Origin of the sequence: Enterococcus sp. BSD2780061688st2 D3, from assembly GCF_005844145.1 — a bacterium.
Lineage (GTDB): Bacteria > Bacillota > Bacilli > Lactobacillales > Enterococcaceae > Enterococcus_B > Enterococcus_B durans.
On sequence record NZ_SPHN01000002.1, the window covers coordinates 1 to 19,424 of the forward strand.

Consider the following 19,424-nt stretch of genomic DNA (forward strand, 5'->3'; position numbering starts at 1 on the left):
ACTTTTGTCCCACTCTTTAAAAACGAATAAACGGTGGGAGCAGAAGCAACTCCTTCTTAAATAAGCCGAAATTCACAAAAATTTGAAAAGCAATTTTCGTTAATTTCTTCTTATTTCTCGGAGTTAAACACTTCTGTCCCAACCTCTTTACAAATTTTTGAGAATCTCGATTTCTTTTCAAAGAGGCTACTATTTCTACTGTTTGATTTAGAAGATGAGTGAAAGGTGAATTTTCCTTTTTCTCATCTTCTTTTTGTTGCAGTCATCACGATTCTGTTATAATGAACAACAAAAGAAGGGGGAGCATGGATGAAAGAACGATTTATTGCCCCAAACGCCACTGTTGTCGGTGAGGTTGGACTTGGGGAAGGAGTAACTGTTTGGTATCAAGCAGTTGTACGTGGTGACAGTAACACGATCAAGATTGGGTCAAACACTAATATTCAAGATGGCACGATCATTCATGTGGATCATGATGCACCTGTCGAAGTCGCTGAAAATGTGACTATTGGGCACCAATGTTTGCTGCATGGCTGTACGATTGAAAAAGGGGCACTGATCGGCATGGGTTCCACGATTTTGAATCATGCAGTGATTGGAGAAAATAGCTTGATCGGCGCTGGATCGCTAGTAACGGAAGGAAAAGTCATCCCACCCAATGTATTGGCTTTTGGCCGACCAGCCAAAGTGATACGCCCGCTTACGGAAGAAGAGATCGAAAAGAATAGGCAAAATATCCAGCATTATGTCGATCTAGGAGAAAAATACCTGAAAGGCGAGTTCAATCAGATACAATAGCATGAAGATTTTTTGGGAGTCTACTTTTGACTGCCTTGTCTAACGGATAAAAAATGTTTTTCTTCTGGATAGGATAAACAAAACGAGCCGAATAACGGAAAAACTACCTAGATAGTTTTCATTATTCGGCTCGTTTGTTGTACGAATTTTTTAGGCACGGAACTTATTCAGCACTCTCCGATTAATTTAAAGAAGCACTGTTTTCCATTACTTCATCGATCAAACCGTATGCTTTTGCTTGTTCAGCAGTCATGTAGTTGTCACGATCTGTATCTTTTTCGATTACTTCAAGTGGTTGACCAGTACGTTCAGCCAAGATTTTATTTAAGCGTTCACGAGTTTGTAAAATGTGACGCGCTGCAATCTCGATTTCTGTTGCTTGTCCTTGTGCTCCGCCAAGAGGTTGATGGATCATGATTTCAGCGTTTGGTAAAGCAAAACGTTTGCCTTTTTTCCCAGCTGTAAGTAAGAAGCTACCCATAGAAGCAGCCATACCCATAACGATTGTTTGGACATCTGCTTTCACGAAGTTCATCGTATCGTAGATCGCCATACCAGCTGTAACAGATCCACCAGGTGAGTTGATGTATAGATAGATGTCTTTTTCAGAATCTTGCGCATCTAGGAAAAGTAATTGAGCGATGATTGAATTTGCTAAATCATCTGTTACTTGTCCACTCAGCATGATGATCCGGTCTTTTAATAGACGAGAATAAATATCGTAGGCTCTTTCGCCACGAGAGGATTGTTCGATAACTGTAGGGATTAAATTCATAATAAGGTTCCTCCTTGATTTCTTTAGAAATAGTGTAACATAAATTGATTTCTAATACCTAGAATGTAGTATACATTTTTGGTCAATAAAGGTCAAATAAAAAACTTTGGCGAAATAGGTCTATCATATGAATTTATGTTATGATAAAAATTGAAATGCAAAACAAGGAGGAATACGAATTGGTAGTTGGTATCGTAGGCTTTATTGGCGTCTTATTAGGTGCCATCATCGTATATATAGGAATGGCTGTCCAAATGCGCCATCTTGAAAATAAAGAACAACGACGACGTGAATTAGAGTTGAAAGTCAAAGAAATAGAAACGTTGAATCAATTAAATAAAAAAATCAATGAGATATTGCAAAAAAGAGCGACCTTATTAGATGAATATGTTAGTTTTGATGCATTCGATGATTGCTATATCACGATCGATGATTTTGCTTATTTACAGTCTTTCTCCGCTCAAAATAATTTTTACCTACCGAACTATATCTTGGACGAGTTGTTTAAAAATATCGCCCATCGAAAAGTCATTCTTTCTCCAGATGAAACAATGAAAATCGGAGGATATGCGTATAAAGGTGGACGGGTCATTTTGGAAAATTTCACCGATAACTTAAATGAAATGATCATTGAAAAAAAGGCACAATTAAAGAATGTCACAAGACAACCAATCGGCTTTTTCTCAAAAGATGATGTATGGAGTTAGTACTCTGTGGAATGCTATTCTCATGAAAGTGGCGAAACAAATAATGAGATAAAGCTGAGGCCGAGACAAAAGTCGTTAAGGTTTGAGAAATTGAAGAGAAAAACGAGGTTGGGACAGAAGTGTTTAACTCCGAGAAATAAGAAGAAATTCACGGAAATTGCTTTTCAAATTTTTGTGGATTTCGGCTTATTTCCGAAGGAGTTGCTTCTGCTCCCACCGTTTATTCGTTTTTAAAGAATGGGACAAAAGTGTTTCTTACTTTTGTCCCACGTTCGTTTTTTTTTGAACCTGACTTTTGGCACCGTTTATTCGAGAGTCTGTAGCAAAGCTGATTTTTAGAGTTGTTCCACATTTGCTTTATTTGGTTTGCTACACGTGATGTGAGTTGATAGTTACTATATCAATTGGTGTTTCTTCACATATGGATAGGATAAATCACAGTTGTCACTACTTTTTCCTGTGTTACAATAAAGTGGATCGGAGTGAAGTGATATGGTACAGATTTTTGCCCATCGAGGTAGTAGTGGGACGCATCCAGAAAATACATTGCCAGCATTTGCTGAAGCTGTTCGGGTAAACGCAGATGGCATTGAGTTGGATGTCCATTTGACAGAAGATGGCGAGTTGGTCGTGATCCATGACGAAGAGGTGGATCGAACAACCAATGGCAAAGGACTTGTTCGAGAAAAGACACTAGAAGAAATCAAAAAGTTGAATGCGGGTCTGTGGTTCAATGACAAGTTTCCAGCAGCTAAGATTCCGACGTTAAAAGAAGTGTTGGATCTACTCTTGCAAAAGAACTATCGTGGAACAGTGATGATCGAAATCAAAACAGATAAATATGAATATGCAGGCATTGAAGAAAAAGTCTCCAAGCTATTGACCAATAGTGTTTGGCCTTTCCAACATGCGTATTGCAGTTTCAATATAGATTCTTTAAAGCGGTTATCTCTTTTAGAAACCGATGTACAGCTGGACCTATTATTAAGTAGCTCGCAGAAAAAAGTGACCTTAGCCAAAAATACAACTTATTTAGAAGGAATCCATCCCAAAGTTGATTGGTACTTTTCCAATCTGGAAGAAGTCCAAGCCTTTCCTAAGGCAATCAGATGTTGGACGATCAATGAAGAAGCACAAATGATCCAATGTTTCAATCAGCCGATGGATGCAATCATCACGGATTTTCCTGAAAGAGCAATAAGACTAAAACAATCAATGAAAAAGTAGGATAACGATGGAAAAAGTACTTGTGATCGTCGGACCCACAGCAGTCGGGAAAACCGCCCTTAGTGTGGAGTTGGCAAAAAAATTCAATGGAGAGATCATTAGTGGAGACTCTCTGCAAATCTATAAAAAACTTGATATTGGAACTGCAAAAATCAGTACTTCAGAGATGAGTGGGATTCCCCATCATTTGATCGATGTGATCGAACCAACAGATAATTATTCTGTAGCAGACTTCCAAAAGGCTGGTAGACAGCTGATTACTGAAATAACTGAGAGAGGGCATCTACCGATCATTGCTGGCGGGACAGGACTCTATATTCAATCGTTGCTTTATGATTACCAGCTGGGAGCAAAAGAAGAAGTGGTGTCTGATGTTCGAAAAAAATATGAAGAGTTGGCTGGAAAAATCGGGAAAAAACAGTTATGGGAGTATTTAAAAGAAAAAGATCCATTGGCAGCTGAAAAGATCCATTGGAACAATCAAAGAAAAGTCATCCGTGCTTTAGAAGTGTTTGAAGTAACTGGTTATAGTATCATGACACCAAAAGAAAAACCGCAATGCTTATATGAATATTGTATGATCGGGCTAGATACAGACAGGAAACTTCTGTATCAACGAATTGATCAGCGAGTGGACCAAATGATCGCAGCGGGGTTGGTTGACGAAGCACGCTTTGTTTACAGCTTGGGTGAGATACAGGCAAGCCAGGGGATCGGCTACAAAGAATTGTACCCCTATTTTAAAGGAGAAATAACCTTGGAAGAGGCTGTTGAGCAAATCAAACAGAACTCAAGACGTTACGCAAAACGACAATTGACTTGGTTTCGTAATCGGCTAAAAGCGCAATGGTTTGACTTGTTAGAACAGCCAAAGCAACAAGAAGAGATCGAGCGAGTGATCAAAAAGTGGCTGGAGGAAAAATAGATGGAAAATGGACAGGAAAAAGTCATCATCGTGGGCGTTGAAACAGAAGAAAATCAACGCTATTTTGAAGAATCAATGACTGAGTTAAGTAAGCTGACCATGACAGCTTCTGGGAAAGTGGTATTCACATTGACACAAAAAAGACCACAAGTAGATCGGCAAACGATCATTGGAAAAGGGAAGTTGCAAGAATTGATCCAACAAGCAGATACTTACGAAGCAGACCTCATCATCTTCAATCATGAAATGACTCCTAGACAAAGTCAATTAGTAGGTGAAGCAGTCGGTCTTCCTGTCATTGATCGGGTACAATTGATCCTAGATATTTTTGCGATGCGGGCACGCTCGAAAGAAGGGAAGCTGCAGGTCGAGCTGGCACAATTAGAATATCTTTTGCCACGTTTAGCTGGTCAAGGAAAGTCGATGTCAAGACTTGGGGGCGGAATTGGAACAAGAGGACCAGGGGAAACAAAACTGGAAACAGATCGCCGTCACATCCGCAACAAAATTCTAGGAGTCAAGCGTGAATTGAAGGCAGTAGAAGCACATCGGGAAAGGAGCAGACAAAAACGTCAGACGAGTGAGGTTTTTCAGATTGGTTTGATCGGCTATACAAATGCTGGGAAATCAACGATATTAAATCTTCTCACACAAGCAGATACGTATTCTAAAGACCAATTGTTTGCGACGCTGGACCCATTAACTAAAAAATGGCGGTTCGCTGAAGGGTTTGAAATCACTGTGACAGATACAGTTGGATTCATTCAGGATTTGCCTACGCAGCTGATCGATGCTTTTCATTCGACACTAGAAGAAAGTCAAAACATGGATCTATTGTTACACGTGGTAGATGCAAGTTCGCCAGATCGAACGTTACAAGAACAAACTGTATTACAGTTGATGGAAGAATTAAAAATGAACGAAATGCCTGTATTGACGGTATATAATAAAGCGGATCAGATCGACCCCGCTCTCTTTACGCCGACACTATTCCCGAATGTATTGATCTCTGCTCAAAGTGTGGAAGGCAAGGACCAATTGATTGCTGGGATCAAACGCCAGCTGATGGAATTGCTAGAACCTTACACACTACTTGTTGCAAGTGACGAGGGTCAGAAATTGAGTGCGTTACGTCGACAAACGCTTGTATTGAGTGAACACTTTATTGAAGCGCAAAATAGCTACGAAGTAAGAGGTTTTGCTAAAAAAACATCAAAATGGCTAAAAATGGAATAAATTAAAGTTATTTATTTATTTCTATTTATTATATCAATAAGGACACAGATATCGAAAAAAAGATATCTGTGTTTTTTTATAAAAAAATCGAAGTTCCATGTTAGAAAATGTAACATATGCGGTTGACAAGCTTTTTAGTGATTGGTATACTTTACACAACTTATGAAACGAAAGGGGACGTCTGATGGGAGAAAAGGAATTGCGCCGATCAATGTCAGTATTTCCAATTGGTACAGTGATGAAATTAACTGATTTATCCGCGCGACAAATTCGCTACTACGAAGAACAAGATTTTGTTCATCCTGAAAGAAGCGAAGGAAATCGCCGTATGTATTCATTGAATGACATTGATATATTGTTAGAAATCAAAGATTATCTTTCTGATGGGCTGAATATGGCTGGGATCAAGCGAGTGTATGAAATGGCTCAAGCGAAAAAACAGGAAGAAAAAAGTAAGAAGCCACTGACTGACCATGACGTTCGCCAAATTTTTCGTGATGAGATCTTGGCGCAGGGCGGATTAAGCAAAACAGGGCATTATCAGTCACAAGGAATGCAGAGACAATTTTTTGACTGAATGAAATAGACAAAAAAGGAAGAGGGATATCATGGTAAAGAAACAGATAACAGGCGAGGAAATTAAACGAATCATCGAAGAGGAGAATGTTCGCTTTTTAAGATTGATGTTCACTGATATTTTAGGAACAATCAAAAACGTAGAAGTACCAGTTAGCCAAATTGACAAAGTTATAGAAAACAAAATGATGTTTGATGGTTCTTCTATTGAAGGATTTGTACGTATCGAAGAAAGTGATATGTATTTGTATCCTGATCTTTCAACTTGGATGATCTTCCCTTGGGAAAGCGATCATGGAAAAGTTGCTCGTTTGATCTGTGATATCTATAATCCAGACGGCACACCATTTGCAGGGGACCCACGTGGAAACTTGAAACGTTCACTAAAAGATATGCGTAACCTTGGATTTACCTCTTTCAACTTAGGACCAGAACCAGAATTCTTCTTATTCAAATTAGACGAAGATGGGGACATTACAACTACTTTAAACGATAAAGGTGGTTATTTCGATTTCGCTCCTACAGATTTAGGTGAAAACTGCCGTCGTGATATCGTATTGGAACTAGAAAGCTTAGGATTTGAAGTAGAAGCTTCTCACCATGAAGTTGCTCCTGGACAACATGAAATCGACTTTAAATATGCTGATGTTGTAGACGCCTGTGACAATATCCAAACATTCAAATTAGTCGTAAAAACAATCGCTCGCAAACACGGATTACATGCAACCTTTATGCCTAAGCCACTATTCGGTATCAATGGTTCAGGTATGCACTGCAACATGTCTTTATTCAATGAAGAAGGCAATGCTTTCTACGATAAAGACGGCGATTTAGAGCTTAGCCAAACAGCATACCATTTCTTAGGTGGCTTATTGAAACACGCTCGCGCATATACAGCTGTATGTAACCCAACAGTGAACTCATACAAACGTTTAGTTCCTGGCTATGAAGCACCTGTATATGTTGCTTGGAGTGGACGCAACCGTTCACCACTAGTCCGTGTTCCAGAATCACGTGGCTTGTCTACTCGTTTAGAATTGCGTTCAGTAGATCCTTCTGCTAATCCTTACTTAGCAATGGCTGTTTTACTTCAAGCTGGTTTAGATGGTATCCGCAATGAAATCACTCCTCCAGCTGCAGTTGACCGCAATATCTATGTAATGGATGAAGACGAACGTGCAGAAGCACATATTTTAGATTTACCATCAACTATCCACAATGCTATCAAAGAATTACGTAAAGACGAAGTAATGATCGACGCATTAGGCCAACACATCTTCGCAAACTTTGTAGAAGCCAAACGTTTAGAATGGGCTGCATTCAGACAAACCGTTTCAGAATGGGAAAGAGAACAATATCTAGAATTGTACTAAAAACAGGAAAGAAAGAAGCGTAAGGTAAAACTGACGCTTCTTTCTTTGCTATTTTACTCGTTTTTTGAGGTCATCTCTTGAAAAGTGGATTTGCAGAAGTGGCCTCATAGCAATCGTTAGAAAAAATAAAATCAAAATGAAAACGTATTGAATGGAAATGAGTACTTGACTTTCAATAATTCTGAATGTATTATACACCTTGGGCACCCTTTTAAAGGGTCAGAAGTTTGCAGAAATTTTGGCTCCCTATTCTAGTTAGAATAGGGAGCTTTGTTTATTTTCTGAGACTTTTCCTGCAGATAAAACAAGAAGGAGTTTTTGAACTTATGACAAAATACATTTTTGTAACGGGCGGCGTAGTTTCATCGATTGGTAAAGGAATCGTTGCGGCTTCATTAGGTCGTTTGTTGAAAAATCGTGGCTTAAAGGTAACTATCCAGAAATTTGATCCATACATCAACGTGGACCCAGGGACAATGAGCCCATATCAACATGGGGAAGTATTCGTAACAGATGATGGAGCAGAAACTGACTTGGACTTGGGTCACTACGAACGTTTTATCGATATCAATTTGAACAAATACTCCAATGTTACCACAGGAAAAATTTATTCTGAAGTACTTCGTAAAGAGCGTAAAGGGGAATACCTTGGAGCAACAGTACAGGTTATTCCACATATCACGAATGAGATCAAAGAAAAAATCATGCGCGCAGCAAAAATGACGGATTCAGATGTCATTATCACTGAAGTAGGTGGGACCGTTGGCGATATCGAATCTCTACCATTCTTAGAAGCACTACGTCAAATGAAAGCAGATGTCGGTGCGGACAACGTGATGTACGTCCATACAACCCTTATTCCTTACTTAAAAGCTGCCGGTGAAATGAAGACAAAACCTACACAACACAGTGTAAAAGAACTTCGTGGTCTAGGTATCCAACCAAATATCTTAGTTGTGCGTACAGAACAACCAGTTTCACAAAACGTGAAAAATAAATTGGCACAATTTTGTGATGTCGAACCAGAAGCAGTCATTGAATCTCCAGATGTAGATACACTTTATTCGATCCCATTGCTTTTACAAAAACAAGGCATGGATCGTATCGTTTGCGAACACTTGAAATTAGACACACCAGAAGCAGATATGACTGAATGGAAAGAATTAGAAGAAAAAGTATTGAATCTGAAGAAAAAAGTGCGTATTGCGTTAGTAGGAAAATACGTTGAACTTCCAGATGCCTACATTTCTGTAGTGGAAGCATTGAAACATTCTGGTTTTGCGTTTGATGCTGATATCGAATTGGAATGGATCAAATCACAAGATCTAACAAGAGAAAATGTAGAGGAACGTTTGAAAGATGCTGATGGAATCCTAGTTCCTGGCGGATTTGGTGATCGCGGTCTTGAAGGTAAGATCGAAGCTATCCGCTATGCCCGTGAAAATGATGTGCCATTTTTAGGTATCTGCTTAGGAATGCAAATGGCATGTGTGGAATTCGCTCGTAATGTAGTTGGGTTAGAAGATGCAGCCTCTGCTGAAACAAATCCGGATACAGCTAATAACATCATCGACTTGATGGCAGACCAAGAAAATATCGAAAACCTTGGTGGAACACTACGTTTAGGCCTTTACCCATGCAAGATCAAAAAAGGAACGACAACAGCGACAGCCTATGATGGAGAAGATGTTGTTCAAGAACGTCACCGTCATCGTTATGAATTCAACAATAAATATCGTCAATTATTCGAAGAAAACGGCTTGGTATTCTCAGGGGTATCACCAGACAATCGTTTGGTTGAAATCGTAGAATTGACAGATAAAAAATTCTTTGTGGGTTGCCAATTCCATCCAGAATTGATTTCTCGTCCAAACCGTCCACAAAAACTGATCAAAGCATTTGTTGGCGCTGCGTTATCTGAACGTGAAGGAAAATAAAAAAGCTTTTTAGAAAGCGTAATGAACGAGGTCAAGACAAAAGTCGTTTAGGTTTGAGAAATTGGAGAACAAAACGAACAATACGTTTTTTGTATTGTTCGTTTTCTTTTGATTTCCGAAAAACCTGATTTTCGGACACCATCAATTCGAAATTAAAGTCTGCAGCAAAACTGTTTTTTAGATTTGTCCTACATTCGTTCTACATATGAACAAGCGGTGGGATCAGAAGCAACTTCTTCACAAATAAGCCGAAATTCATAAAAATCTTAAAAAGTAAATTTCGTGAATTTTTGTTTATTTATCGAAGTAAAATACTTCTGTTCCGCCCTTTTTATATTTTGTTATTGATTGCCTTAAAAGAGTGGATGGATAAACCAGTTTTTCACATTTATAACGAGTAGAAGTCTTATTTTTTACAAAAAACTTCTTGAAAATTTTCATTTTCGGTGATTTTAGTAGAAAACTACCGAAATGTTTGGTAAAATAGGTTCGTTGGTTAAGAATAGTCTTAACAAATTTAGTTTTACAAAAATTAGGAGGAATTTATTATGCCAGTAGTATCAGGAGCTGAATTTTTAAAAGCTGCTCGTAAAGGCGGTTACGCTGTCGGCGGATTCAACACAAACAACTTAGAATGGACTCAAGCAATCCTTGAAGCAGCTGAAGCTAAACAAGCACCAGTACTTATCCAAACTTCAATGGGTGCAGCTAAATACATGGGTGGTTACAAAATCTGTAAAGATTTGATCACTGATTTAGTTGAAACAATGAACATCACTGTTCCAGTTGCAATCCACTTAGACCACGGTGACTACGAAGCTGCTTTAGAATGTATCGAATTAGGCTATACTTCAGTTATGTTCGACGGTTCTCATCTACCATTTGAAGAAAACTTGAAATTAGCTAAAGACGTTGTTGAAAAAGCACATGCAAAAGGAATCTCTGTAGAATGTGAAGTTGGTTCAATCGGCGGCGAAGAAGATGGAATCATCGGTAACGGCGAATTAGCAGATATCGAAGAATGTAAACAAATGGTTGCTACAGGTATCGATTACTTAGCATGCGGTATCGGTAACATCCACGGACAATATCCTGAAAACTGGAAAGGATTAGCATTTGATCATTTACAAGCAATTGCTGATGCTGTAGGTCCAGATATGCCTTTAGTATTACATGGCGGATCAGGTATTCCTCAAGACCAAATCGAAAAAGCTATCTCAATGGGTATCTCAAAAGTAAATGTTAACACTGAATTCCAATTATCATTTGCTGCTGCTACTCGTGAATATATCGAAGCTGGTAAAGACCGCGAAGGTAAAGGATTTGACCCTCGTAAATTATTAGCACCAGGTAAAGCTGCAATCATCAAAGATGCAGAAGCTCATATCGACTGGTTCGGTTCAGCTAACAAAGCTTAATTTCAAAAAAATTAAGAATACCGCAAAATGGGGTTTCCCGTTTTGCGGTTTTTTGTTTTGGAGAATGAATCAAATGAGTAACTAGGAGAGGCTGGTACAGAAGTGTTTAACTCCGAGAAATAAAAAGAAATCAACGAAAATTGTTTTTCAAATTTTTGTGGATTTCGGCTTATTTAAGAAGGAGTTGCTTCTGCTCCCGCCGTTTATTCGTTTTAAAGAATGAGACAAAAGTGTTTCTTACTTTTGTCCCACACTCATAAATTCACACACTTTTATTAAATCAAATCAACGAAACTCGTTTCTTTTTTTCATCTATGATAAAATACAAGCATATGCAATAAATTTGAACAATTACAAGGTGGAAATCAATGAAAAAAATCATAATCAATGGAAATCGCCCGCTTACTGGTGAAGTAACGATCAGTGGTGCAAAAAATAGCGCAGTTGCGTTGATTCCAGCAGCTATTTTAGCAGATTCTCCAGTTATTCTAGAAGGTGTACCTGATATTCAAGATGTTCATTCGTTAATCGAGATTTTAGAGATCATGGGCGCAAAAGTCCATTTTTCACAAAATGTTTTAGAAATCGATCCCCGAGAAATCGTTTCAGTACCCATGCCAAGTGGGAAAATCAATAGTTTACGCGCTTCTTACTATTTTATGGGTACATTGCTCGGAAAGTTTGGGGAAGCAGTCGTAGGTCTTCCTGGTGGCTGCTATTTAGGTCCTCGACCAATCGATCTACATGTAAAAGGATTTGAAGCTTTAGGTGCCTCAGTTAGTAATGAGCATGGTGCGATGTATTTACGAACAGATAAACAGTCATTAAAAGGCAATCGCATCTTTATGGATGTTGTATCAGTCGGAGCTACGATCAACGTGATGCTTGCAGCAGTTAAAGCAAAAGGTCAAACAGTGATCGAAAATGCTGCACGTGAACCAGAAATCATCGATGTCGCAACTCTACTGAATAATATGGGCGCAAAAGTCCGCGGTGCAGGTACCGACGTGATTCGGATCGAAGGAGTGGAACAACTTCATGGGTGTCGTCATTTTATGATTCCTGATCGGATCGAAGCAGGCACCTATCTTGCCCTAGCAGCAGCGGTCGGCAACGGGATCAAAGTCAAAAACGTCATCTATGAACATTTAGAAAGTTTTATTGCAAAACTTCAGGAAATCGGTGTGAATATGACGATCAGTGAAGATGAGATCGAAGTCTTTCCATCGAAAAACTTGAAAGCAGCCAACATCATGACCTATCCTTATCCTGGGTTTGCTACGGATCTGCAACAACCACTTACGCCACTCTTATTAATGACAAAAGGGACATCTGAAATCACAGATACCATTTACGCAAAACGAGTAAATCATGTACCGGAATTAGCTCGGATGGGCGCTGATATCTCCGTTGAAGGAAATTTGATCATCACAAATGGACCAAATAAATTGCACGGTGCTGAAGTAGTTGCTTCTGACCTTCGAGCAGGTGCATGTTTAGTCATTGCAGGTTTACTTGCTGAAGGAACAACAACGATTTATAACGTAGAGTATATTTTACGGGGATATGATCATATAATTGAAAAATTGACAGCATTAGGTGCTGAAATTCAAATGGTGGAGGAAGTGGAAGCTGAATGAGTGATTATTTAACGATGGCAGAGCTCGAAAATAAGACGCTGAAAGAAGTATATAATTACGCAAAAGAATTTAAAATTCCTTATTATAGTAAGATGAACAAAAAGGAGTTATCCTTAGCAGTCATTCGTGCACAAGCAGAAGAGCAAGGATTTTATTACATGGAAGGGATATTAGATATCGTCGGTCAAGATGGGTATGGCTTCTTGCGTCCCATCAATTATGGACCGAGTGTAGAAGATATCTATATCTCTGCCTCACAGATCAGACGATTCAGCTTGCGAAATGGGGATAAAGTTGCTGGTAAAGCACGTCCGCCAAAAGAATCTGAACGTTATTATGGATTGATGCACGTTGAAAGCGTTAATGGAAAAGATCCGGAAGAAGCAAAAGAACGGCCTCATTTTCCAGCGCTGACACCTCTTTATCCACAAGAACAACTTCGATTAGAAACAACGCCACAACGCCTTTCTACTAGAATGATCGATATATTTTCTCCAGTAGGGTTCGGTCAACGTGGACTGATCGTAGCTCCTCCAAAAGCTGGAAAAACATCCGTCTTAAAAGAAATTGCTAATGGGATTACAGAAAACCATCCAGAAGTCGAATTGATCGTTCTATTGATCGATGAACGACCAGAAGAAGTGACGGATTTAGAACGCAGTGTCAAAGGAGATGTTGTCTCTTCCACATTTGACTTGCAACCACAAAATCATACAAGAGTTTCTGAATTAGTCTTAGAACGTGCGATGCGTCTAGTAGAAGACAAGCGCGATGTGGTCATCTTGATGGATAGCATCACACGTTTGGCTCGTGCCTACAATTTAGTCGTACCTCCTAGTGGCCGTACACTAAGCGGTGGGATCGATCCAGCAGCTTTATACAAACCAAAGAAATTCTTTGGCGCAGCTAGAAACATCGAAGAAGGTGGCAGCCTGACGATTCTAGCAACCGCATTAGTAGATACCGGTAGTCGTATGGACGATGTCATCTATGAAGAATTCAAAGGAACAGGTAACTTAGAATTGCAACTTTCTCGTGACTTGTCGGAACGCCGGATCTTCCCAGCTATCGACATCAAGAAATCTGGTACTCGTAAAGAAGAACTATTGATGCCAAGCGAACAACTAGAAGAAATCTGGAAACTTCGAAAAAATATGACAGGTGATTCTTTAGAATACACAGAACAATTGATTCGTTTTTTACGAAAAACTAAGAATAATCAGCAATTCTTCAAAGAATTTCAAGATGTATCTTTCAGTAAAAAAAATCAAACAAGAAATCTAAAAAGATAATTGCAACCTTATAAGAAACATGTTAAGATGTTACTGTTGTATATCGACAAATCAACTCTGATTCAGCAAATGGGTCAGGGCAAAGGAGCGAAAAAAGCATGAAAGAAAACATCCATCCAGATTACCATCCAGTAGTGTTCATGGATTCAACAACTGGTTTCAAATTCTTGTCAGGATCAACAAAATCTTCACAAGAAACAGTTGAATGGGAAGACGGTAATACATACCCAGTCATCCGTGTCGAAGTAACTTCTGACTCACATCCATTCTATACTGGACGTCAAAAATTCACACAAGCAGACGGACGTGTGGACCGTTTCAACAAAAAATACGGTCTCAAAGACGCAAACGCTGCGGAATAATAAAAACATTGAGCAATCAAGGTTTAGCAGACTTCACTACGGTGGGGTCTGTTTTTTTGTGTTCTATAATAGTGATACTACTTTGGTCTGTGTTTTATTGCGAAAGTTTACGGTAGTGAAGTATATGCATATGTCGATAATTAATATTAAAAAAATAATAAAGAGAACGTTTATTTTAAAATATGATTATAAGGCTATATCATAGTATTTGTAGCGATTTCGTTTTGATTGATATATAATTTATTTACGAGGTGTTTTTTATGGCTGAAACGATAATGAGAAAAATTGAGAATCGAATTAGAATTAAGCCTAAAGGTACTGTCATTATTCCTTTTCTAGGTTTTTGAAGAGACGAAGTACCGTTGCGCAATCTCTTTCATGAATAGTTTCTTTTTTAAATCAACGGCAATCGCAAATTTCAATGCTTGAGAAATGTAACAATTTTCCGCTACATAATAGGTTTTCGCTGAAAAAGTATGGTGGCATTCTTTACAATAGAATCGTTGTTTGAAAAGGCATAAGTAAGAAGGTACTTCTTGATAAGGAAGCAGCTGAATCCAGCTTTCTTTAAACGAGTGACTAATCACAGAATCAAACCCACAATGTTCACAACGAGGCGGATGATAGGTTAAAACGCCAGTAAAAACAGTGCACATCCGGCCTTTGACCTTTTGTTTACTCACGGCATCTTTAGAAAAAGGGAGATTCGAATCTTTAATATTTAGTAGTTGTTTGATCATTTTGTCTATGCTTTTTTCTTTAATTTTGATATTCTTATTAATGGACATTTGGTTTTCCTCCTATGATTAGGTTTGGCGATTTAATTATAGGACAACCAGATGTCTTTTTGTTATAAAAAAAATAATTGGCGTTCCTACTCCTAAGAGTAACAACACCAAATATTATAGAACCAAATTATAGAGCCCAAAAAACTCTTTCTGTTCTTTTATTTTTTTTGTTTTTAATTCTCTAATTTAGTTCGTAAAGAAAACCACCTACTATAGCCCCAGCTTTATATACAGGAAGCTAAGTCCTCTAGTAAAAAAGCATATACGAACTTTTATGTGAGTGGTATGATGAAAAAGACAAGAGAGCACTGGGGTCTCTGAATTTATTACAAGCTGATAGACGAACTAAAAAAGATAGCGTCTATTTTCCATTACGGAAGTAAGGAATCGCTCAGAAGTTAAAACCAATCAATCCCCATGTTCGATGCAACGATTTCGTGCCAATAACGATTAAGTAGCGAGCCCATTTTACTGAGAAATCAGTAGGCTGGCTTTGTTTTAATAGTGTCAAGAGTGAGCTGGACACGTTAGGATGAGCGCAGTTCAGGAAGCGTCATTTGAAATTTGACTGGGGAAACAACCAGCTAGATGTGACGATTGTTTTTGAAAGTAAGGGGACTATTTTTGAAAGATGAGGTGAAAAGTGTGGAAAAGATTTTAGTTGTAGAAGACACGGATGAAATCAATGAAATACTGTGTCAGCATTTACAAGCATATTATGAAGTGCAGCCAGCTTTTTCTGGTACAGAAGCAGTACTTTACTTTCAAAAAGAATCCTTTGATTTAGTACTACTGGATATTATGTTACCAGGAAAAAATGGCGAAGAAGTGTTACGAGAAATAAGAAAGAGTAGTGATGTACCTGTTATTATGCTAACTGCTTTAGGTGATAAGAAAAAGGTTAGTCAAGTATTACTAGATGGAGCGAATGATTATATCACGAAGCCTTTTGATTTAGATGAAGTACTCGCTCGTGTTACAGTGCAGTTGCGTAATGGATCAGGACAAAACCAACAAGAGATCACCAGTTGGAAATTTCGTGAGCTGATTTTAGATAGTCGAGATTTTACTTTGAAAAAGGGACATCAAGAAATTCGTCTAGGAAAAAAAGAATTTGCAATTTTAAAGACGTTGATGGAACATCCTGAGCAAATTTTTACGAAGGAACAGTTATATGAAAATGTTTGGCACGAAATTTATTTGACCGGTGACAATACGTTGAACACACATTTAAGTAATTTACGAAAAAAGATTGCGCAACTAGACGAGAGTCAAGAGTATATCGAAACGATTTGGGGACTAGGGGTTCGACTAAAAGGAGCTTCAGAATGATCTATTATACAGTTTTTATCACTTTTTTATGTCTGCTAGTTGGTAGTTTATATGTGCGACAAGTACTGGGAATCAAAAAGAGTGCACAAGAAATACAAGAAAAACGGAAGAATCATTCCAATGTTGTATTAACAACAAAAACGTATAGTCGTGCTTTGAATCAGATGATTCAGGAAATCAATGATCTTTTTTCTGAATTGCAGATGCTGCAAATAACAAGTCAACAGGAAAAAGCTACATTAGATTTAGCCATCCATAACATCACCCACGACATTCGTACACCTCTGACTATAGCGAATGGCTATCTTTATCAATTAAAACACACAAACTTGGCAGCAGATGCTACTCAAACGCTAGATAAGATCGAAAAGAACTTAAAAACTGTGGCCAATCGCTTGGAAGTATTGTTGGAATATCAAGATCTATTGGAAAATAATGTAAAACCAGACTTGGTAGCGCTTAATTTCAGTCAATTTTTCAAGGAGCAACTGCTCACATATTATGATTCACTCACACAGTATCAATTCAAGGTAACTTTGGAGATTGAAGAAGATTTGTGGATCGAAAATGATCTGGAATTATTAGAACGTATCTTGCAAAATCTTTTTAGTAATACATTGAAACATGGGCAAGATGATCTGACGATCCGTTTGCATCGTGAAGGGAAATTTATGCAGCTGATTTTGCGAAACAAAACGCAACAGCCAATCATAAACTTAGCTCGCTTGACTACTCGATTTTATTCTGAGAATTTAGCAGATAGCGAGGATTCTTCTGGATTAGGTCTATTTATTGTTCAAGAATTGGTGACTTTAAGTCAAGGGTATCTGGAACTATCAGCAGAAAAAGAGGATTTTCAAGTGATGTTATCCTGGCCTTTAGTACAGGTGGAAAATACGAAAAAGAATGTGGTGCAAAACTAAAAATCAGGTTTGCCACAGACTCCCGAATAAACGGCGGGAGCAGAAGCAACTCCTTCGGAAATAAGCCGAAATTCACAAAAATTTGAAAAGCAATTTTCGTTCATTTCTTCTTATTTCTCGGAGTTAAACACTTCTGTCCCAGCCTCTCTCAAATAAACGGCGTCCAACAGTCAGGTTTTTCGGAAATTAAAAAAAGCGTGGGACAAAAGTAAGAAACACTTTTGTCCCATTCTTTTTTCGCTCCAATTTCTCACACCTAAACGACTTTTGTCTCGATCTCTTTATTTATAGATCACGTTTTCGTATGCCTTGATAGGCTAGACAACCAAGGATAATCGTAAAGGCTAATGCGGCTATGATTGCTTTTAGCCAATAATGCTCAGGCATATCTTTTAACCAGGCGATATTGATATTTGTCTGGAAGTCAAAGTATTTTAGCCATTCAACTTTAGGCAGAACAGCTGAAATGATACCAAGAACCATGGAAGTGACGATTACACCGATGACCGCTGATACGTTCGAAAATGTCAGGGTCAAGAGTAATAAGGCAATCGCAAAAATAGCTTGAAAAGTAATAAATTGAATCCCCATCATGCGGAGAAGATAGCCCCAGAAATTTTCTGGTGGAGTACCAAATCCGTAACGAATGCCTGCTGCTAGGAAGGTAAAGCCGTAATAAAATATAAATTGGCAAGCGGAAATTAATAAGAAAATCAGATACTTGGATATAAAGAAATACCAACGAGAAATCCCGATTGCTAATTGATTCTTATAAGTCTTTTTAGTTAGATCATAGCCTAAAATCATCACAAACAGCGGTAAAGAAAAGTAGATGAGATAAGCGGCCATTGTGCTCATAGCAATGACTGTTTGGTAGCTGTCCCACTTTAGATCGAGAGCACCGCTTTGTAAATGTTTCAATTGTTCAGTCATGACTCCGGAAGAGCCTAGTGCTTGAGTGAAAACGGAGACGATGATGATTAAAATCAAAGCAATTTGAGTAATGAAAAAACCTTTTGTGTGAAGCAACCGATAGAAATCAGCTCGAATCGCATTAATCATGAGGATGTTCCTCCTTGTCACCAATCAAATGGGTGAAATAATTTTCTAAGTCTTGTTTTTGGTAATAAATTCCCTCAATCATGATTTCTTTTGCCACCAATAAACGAGTGATTTCATTTATCTGGTGTGATTGTTCAAAGATGTGAAGTTCATTTTGACTGACTACTTTGATTTTAAATGCAAACTGATCCCTTAGAAGAGTGCTGGCCTGTGAGGAGTCAGGTGTTTTTAAGACAATATAATCTTCACTAAGTTGGTCAAAGTCCACCTTCGCTATTTCCTTGATGAAAACACCATTATTAATGAACCCAAAGCAAGTGGCTACTTGGTAGAGTTCAGTTAAAATATGACTAGAGATAATGATAGTCATGCCGTATTCTTCGTTCAGTCGCTTGATCAAATGGCGAAAAGAAGCGATAGCAATGGGATCAAGACCGTTGATTGGTTCATCTAAAATCAAAAAATCTGGCTTAGATAAGATTGCGATGGCAATACCTAGTTTTTGTTTCATACCTAAGGAAAAATCTTTGAATTTCTTTTTTCCTGTATCAGTTAAATCAACTAGTTCTAATGTATCTTTGATGACCTGCTGACTATTGAGAATCCCCCGTAGTTTGCAATAATAAGACAAGTTTTCTTTAGCCGTCAATTGATCATAGGCTACTGGCGTTTCAATCACGGAGCCACAGCGATGGAGCGCCTTGGTCCATTCTTGATTTGTATTAGAGCCAAATAGCGACACAGTACCACTCGTAGGTGGAATCAATCGAGTAATGGTTTTTAGTAAAGTGGTTTTCCCGGCACCGTTTCGCCCAATCAACCCATAAACTGATCCTTTGGGTATTTTCAAAGAAACGTGATCTAATGCTTTTTGATGCCCATAGGTTTTAGAAACTTGTTCTAATGTTAGAATTGTTTCCATTTTTTTCCCTCCTGAAATTTTCTAAAAGGTATCTCCCTTTGATAATTTAAGTATAAAGAGTATCTTTCAAATAATTAGTTATCAATTCTCAAATGTTTCTAAATTTTTGTTGAGGCTGGGACAGAAGTGTT

At 38.2% G+C, this 19,424-nt stretch carries 17 protein-coding genes and 2 pseudogenes; 14 read left to right on the top strand and 5 right to left on the bottom strand.

Annotation, left to right across the window (positions count from 1 at the left end):
- Positions 1-309: 309 nt before the first annotated feature.
- Positions 310-798 carry a gamma carbonic anhydrase family protein gene (locus FGQ66_RS02215; RefSeq protein ID WP_138301567.1) on the top strand — a complete coding sequence of 163 codons (489 nt, stop codon included), beginning with the start codon at positions 310-312 and terminating at the stop codon, positions 796-798.
- Between the two features lie 181 nt (positions 799-979).
- Here the strand turns inward: FGQ66_RS02215 and clpP are convergent, their stop codons facing one another.
- Positions 980-1,573, bottom strand: a complete 594-nt coding sequence (clpP, locus tag FGQ66_RS02220; protein WP_005875713.1) for an ATP-dependent Clp endopeptidase proteolytic subunit ClpP — start codon at positions 1,571-1,573, stop codon at positions 980-982.
- 179 nt (positions 1,574-1,752) lie between these two features.
- Here clpP and FGQ66_RS02225 point away from each other — a divergent pair, with 179 nt between their 5' ends.
- The 11 genes from FGQ66_RS02225 (at position 1,753) to FGQ66_RS02280 (ending at position 14,266) form a co-directional block, all read left to right on the top strand.
- Positions 1,753-2,280 carry a PilN family protein gene (locus FGQ66_RS02225; protein ID WP_005875715.1) on the top strand — a complete coding sequence of 176 codons (528 nt, stop codon included), beginning with the start codon at positions 1,753-1,755 and terminating at the stop codon, positions 2,278-2,280.
- Positions 2,281-2,772: 492 nt separating this feature from the next.
- Positions 2,773-3,507 carry a glycerophosphodiester phosphodiesterase gene (locus tag FGQ66_RS02235; RefSeq protein WP_005875717.1) on the top strand — a complete coding sequence of 245 codons (735 nt, stop codon included), beginning with the start codon at positions 2,773-2,775 and terminating at the stop codon, positions 3,505-3,507.
- A 7-nt stretch (positions 3,508-3,514) separates the two neighbouring features.
- A complete protein-coding gene (miaA, locus tag FGQ66_RS02240) occupies positions 3,515-4,432 on the top strand; it encodes a tRNA (adenosine(37)-N6)-dimethylallyltransferase MiaA (RefSeq protein WP_081135303.1) in 918 nt (305 codons plus the stop codon).
- Complete coding sequence (hflX, locus tag FGQ66_RS02245; RefSeq protein ID WP_138301569.1) at positions 4,433-5,668, top strand: GTPase HflX; 1,236 nt, start codon at positions 4,433-4,435, stop codon at positions 5,666-5,668.
- Positions 5,669-5,852: 184 nt separating this feature from the next.
- The gene (locus FGQ66_RS02250) at positions 5,853-6,245 is read left to right on the top strand and encodes a MerR family transcriptional regulator (RefSeq protein WP_005875723.1); all 393 of its coding nucleotides are present in this window, start codon (positions 5,853-5,855) and stop codon (positions 6,243-6,245) included.
- A 31-nt stretch (positions 6,246-6,276) separates the two neighbouring features.
- On the top strand, positions 6,277-7,617 hold the full coding sequence (glnA, locus tag FGQ66_RS02255) for a type I glutamate--ammonia ligase (protein ID WP_005875725.1): 1,341 nt from the start codon (positions 6,277-6,279) through the stop codon (positions 7,615-7,617).
- Between the two features lie 326 nt (positions 7,618-7,943).
- A complete protein-coding gene (gene pyrG, locus FGQ66_RS02260; RefSeq protein WP_081135294.1) occupies positions 7,944-9,554 on the top strand; it encodes a CTP synthase in 1,611 nt (536 codons plus the stop codon).
- A 548-nt stretch (positions 9,555-10,102) separates the two neighbouring features.
- Positions 10,103-10,972 carry a class II fructose-bisphosphate aldolase gene (locus FGQ66_RS02265; protein WP_005875729.1) on the top strand — a complete coding sequence of 290 codons (870 nt, stop codon included), beginning with the start codon at positions 10,103-10,105 and terminating at the stop codon, positions 10,970-10,972.
- Between the two features lie 368 nt (positions 10,973-11,340).
- The gene (gene murA / locus FGQ66_RS02270) at positions 11,341-12,612 is read left to right on the top strand and encodes a UDP-N-acetylglucosamine 1-carboxyvinyltransferase (RefSeq protein WP_005875731.1); all 1,272 of its coding nucleotides are present in this window, start codon (positions 11,341-11,343) and stop codon (positions 12,610-12,612) included.
- A complete protein-coding gene (gene rho, locus FGQ66_RS02275; protein ID WP_005875733.1) occupies positions 12,609-13,904 on the top strand; it encodes a transcription termination factor Rho in 1,296 nt (431 codons plus the stop codon). Before murA ends, rho begins: the two co-directional genes overlap by 4 nt.
- Before the next feature lie 98 nt (positions 13,905-14,002).
- Positions 14,003-14,266 carry a type B 50S ribosomal protein L31 gene (locus tag FGQ66_RS02280; protein ID WP_005875735.1) on the top strand — a complete coding sequence of 88 codons (264 nt, stop codon included), beginning with the start codon at positions 14,003-14,005 and terminating at the stop codon, positions 14,264-14,266.
- 338 nt (positions 14,267-14,604) lie between these two features.
- Here FGQ66_RS02280 and FGQ66_RS02285 read toward each other — a convergent pair.
- Positions 14,605-15,054, bottom strand: a pseudogene (locus FGQ66_RS02285) (transposase family protein); the annotation flags it as partial.
- 645 nt (positions 15,055-15,699) lie between these two features.
- Here FGQ66_RS02285 and FGQ66_RS02290 point away from each other — a divergent pair.
- Complete coding sequence (locus tag FGQ66_RS02290) at positions 15,700-16,386, top strand: response regulator transcription factor (protein WP_138301571.1); 687 nt, start codon at positions 15,700-15,702, stop codon at positions 16,384-16,386.
- Complete coding sequence (locus FGQ66_RS02295) at positions 16,383-17,309, top strand: sensor histidine kinase (RefSeq protein WP_053109245.1); 927 nt, start codon at positions 16,383-16,385, stop codon at positions 17,307-17,309. Before FGQ66_RS02290 ends, FGQ66_RS02295 begins: the two co-directional genes overlap by 4 nt.
- A gap of 22 nt (positions 17,310-17,331) precedes the next feature.
- On the opposite strand, the pseudogene FGQ66_RS15635 reads toward FGQ66_RS02295, so the two are convergent.
- From FGQ66_RS15635 to FGQ66_RS02310, 3 genes and pseudogenes are all read right to left on the bottom strand, one after another.
- Positions 17,332-17,451 (bottom strand): annotated as a pseudogene (locus FGQ66_RS15635) (DUF3788 family protein); the annotation flags it as partial.
- A gap of 143 nt (positions 17,452-17,594) precedes the next feature.
- Entirely contained in the window at positions 17,595-18,371 is a 777-nt protein-coding gene (locus FGQ66_RS02305; RefSeq protein WP_138301573.1) for a DUF2705 family protein, read from the bottom strand.
- A complete protein-coding gene (locus FGQ66_RS02310; RefSeq protein WP_138301574.1) occupies positions 18,364-19,293 on the bottom strand; it encodes an ABC transporter ATP-binding protein in 930 nt (309 codons plus the stop codon). The genes FGQ66_RS02305 and FGQ66_RS02310 overlap by 8 nt, the downstream gene beginning before the upstream one ends.
- Between the last annotated feature and the right edge of the window lie 131 nt (positions 19,294-19,424).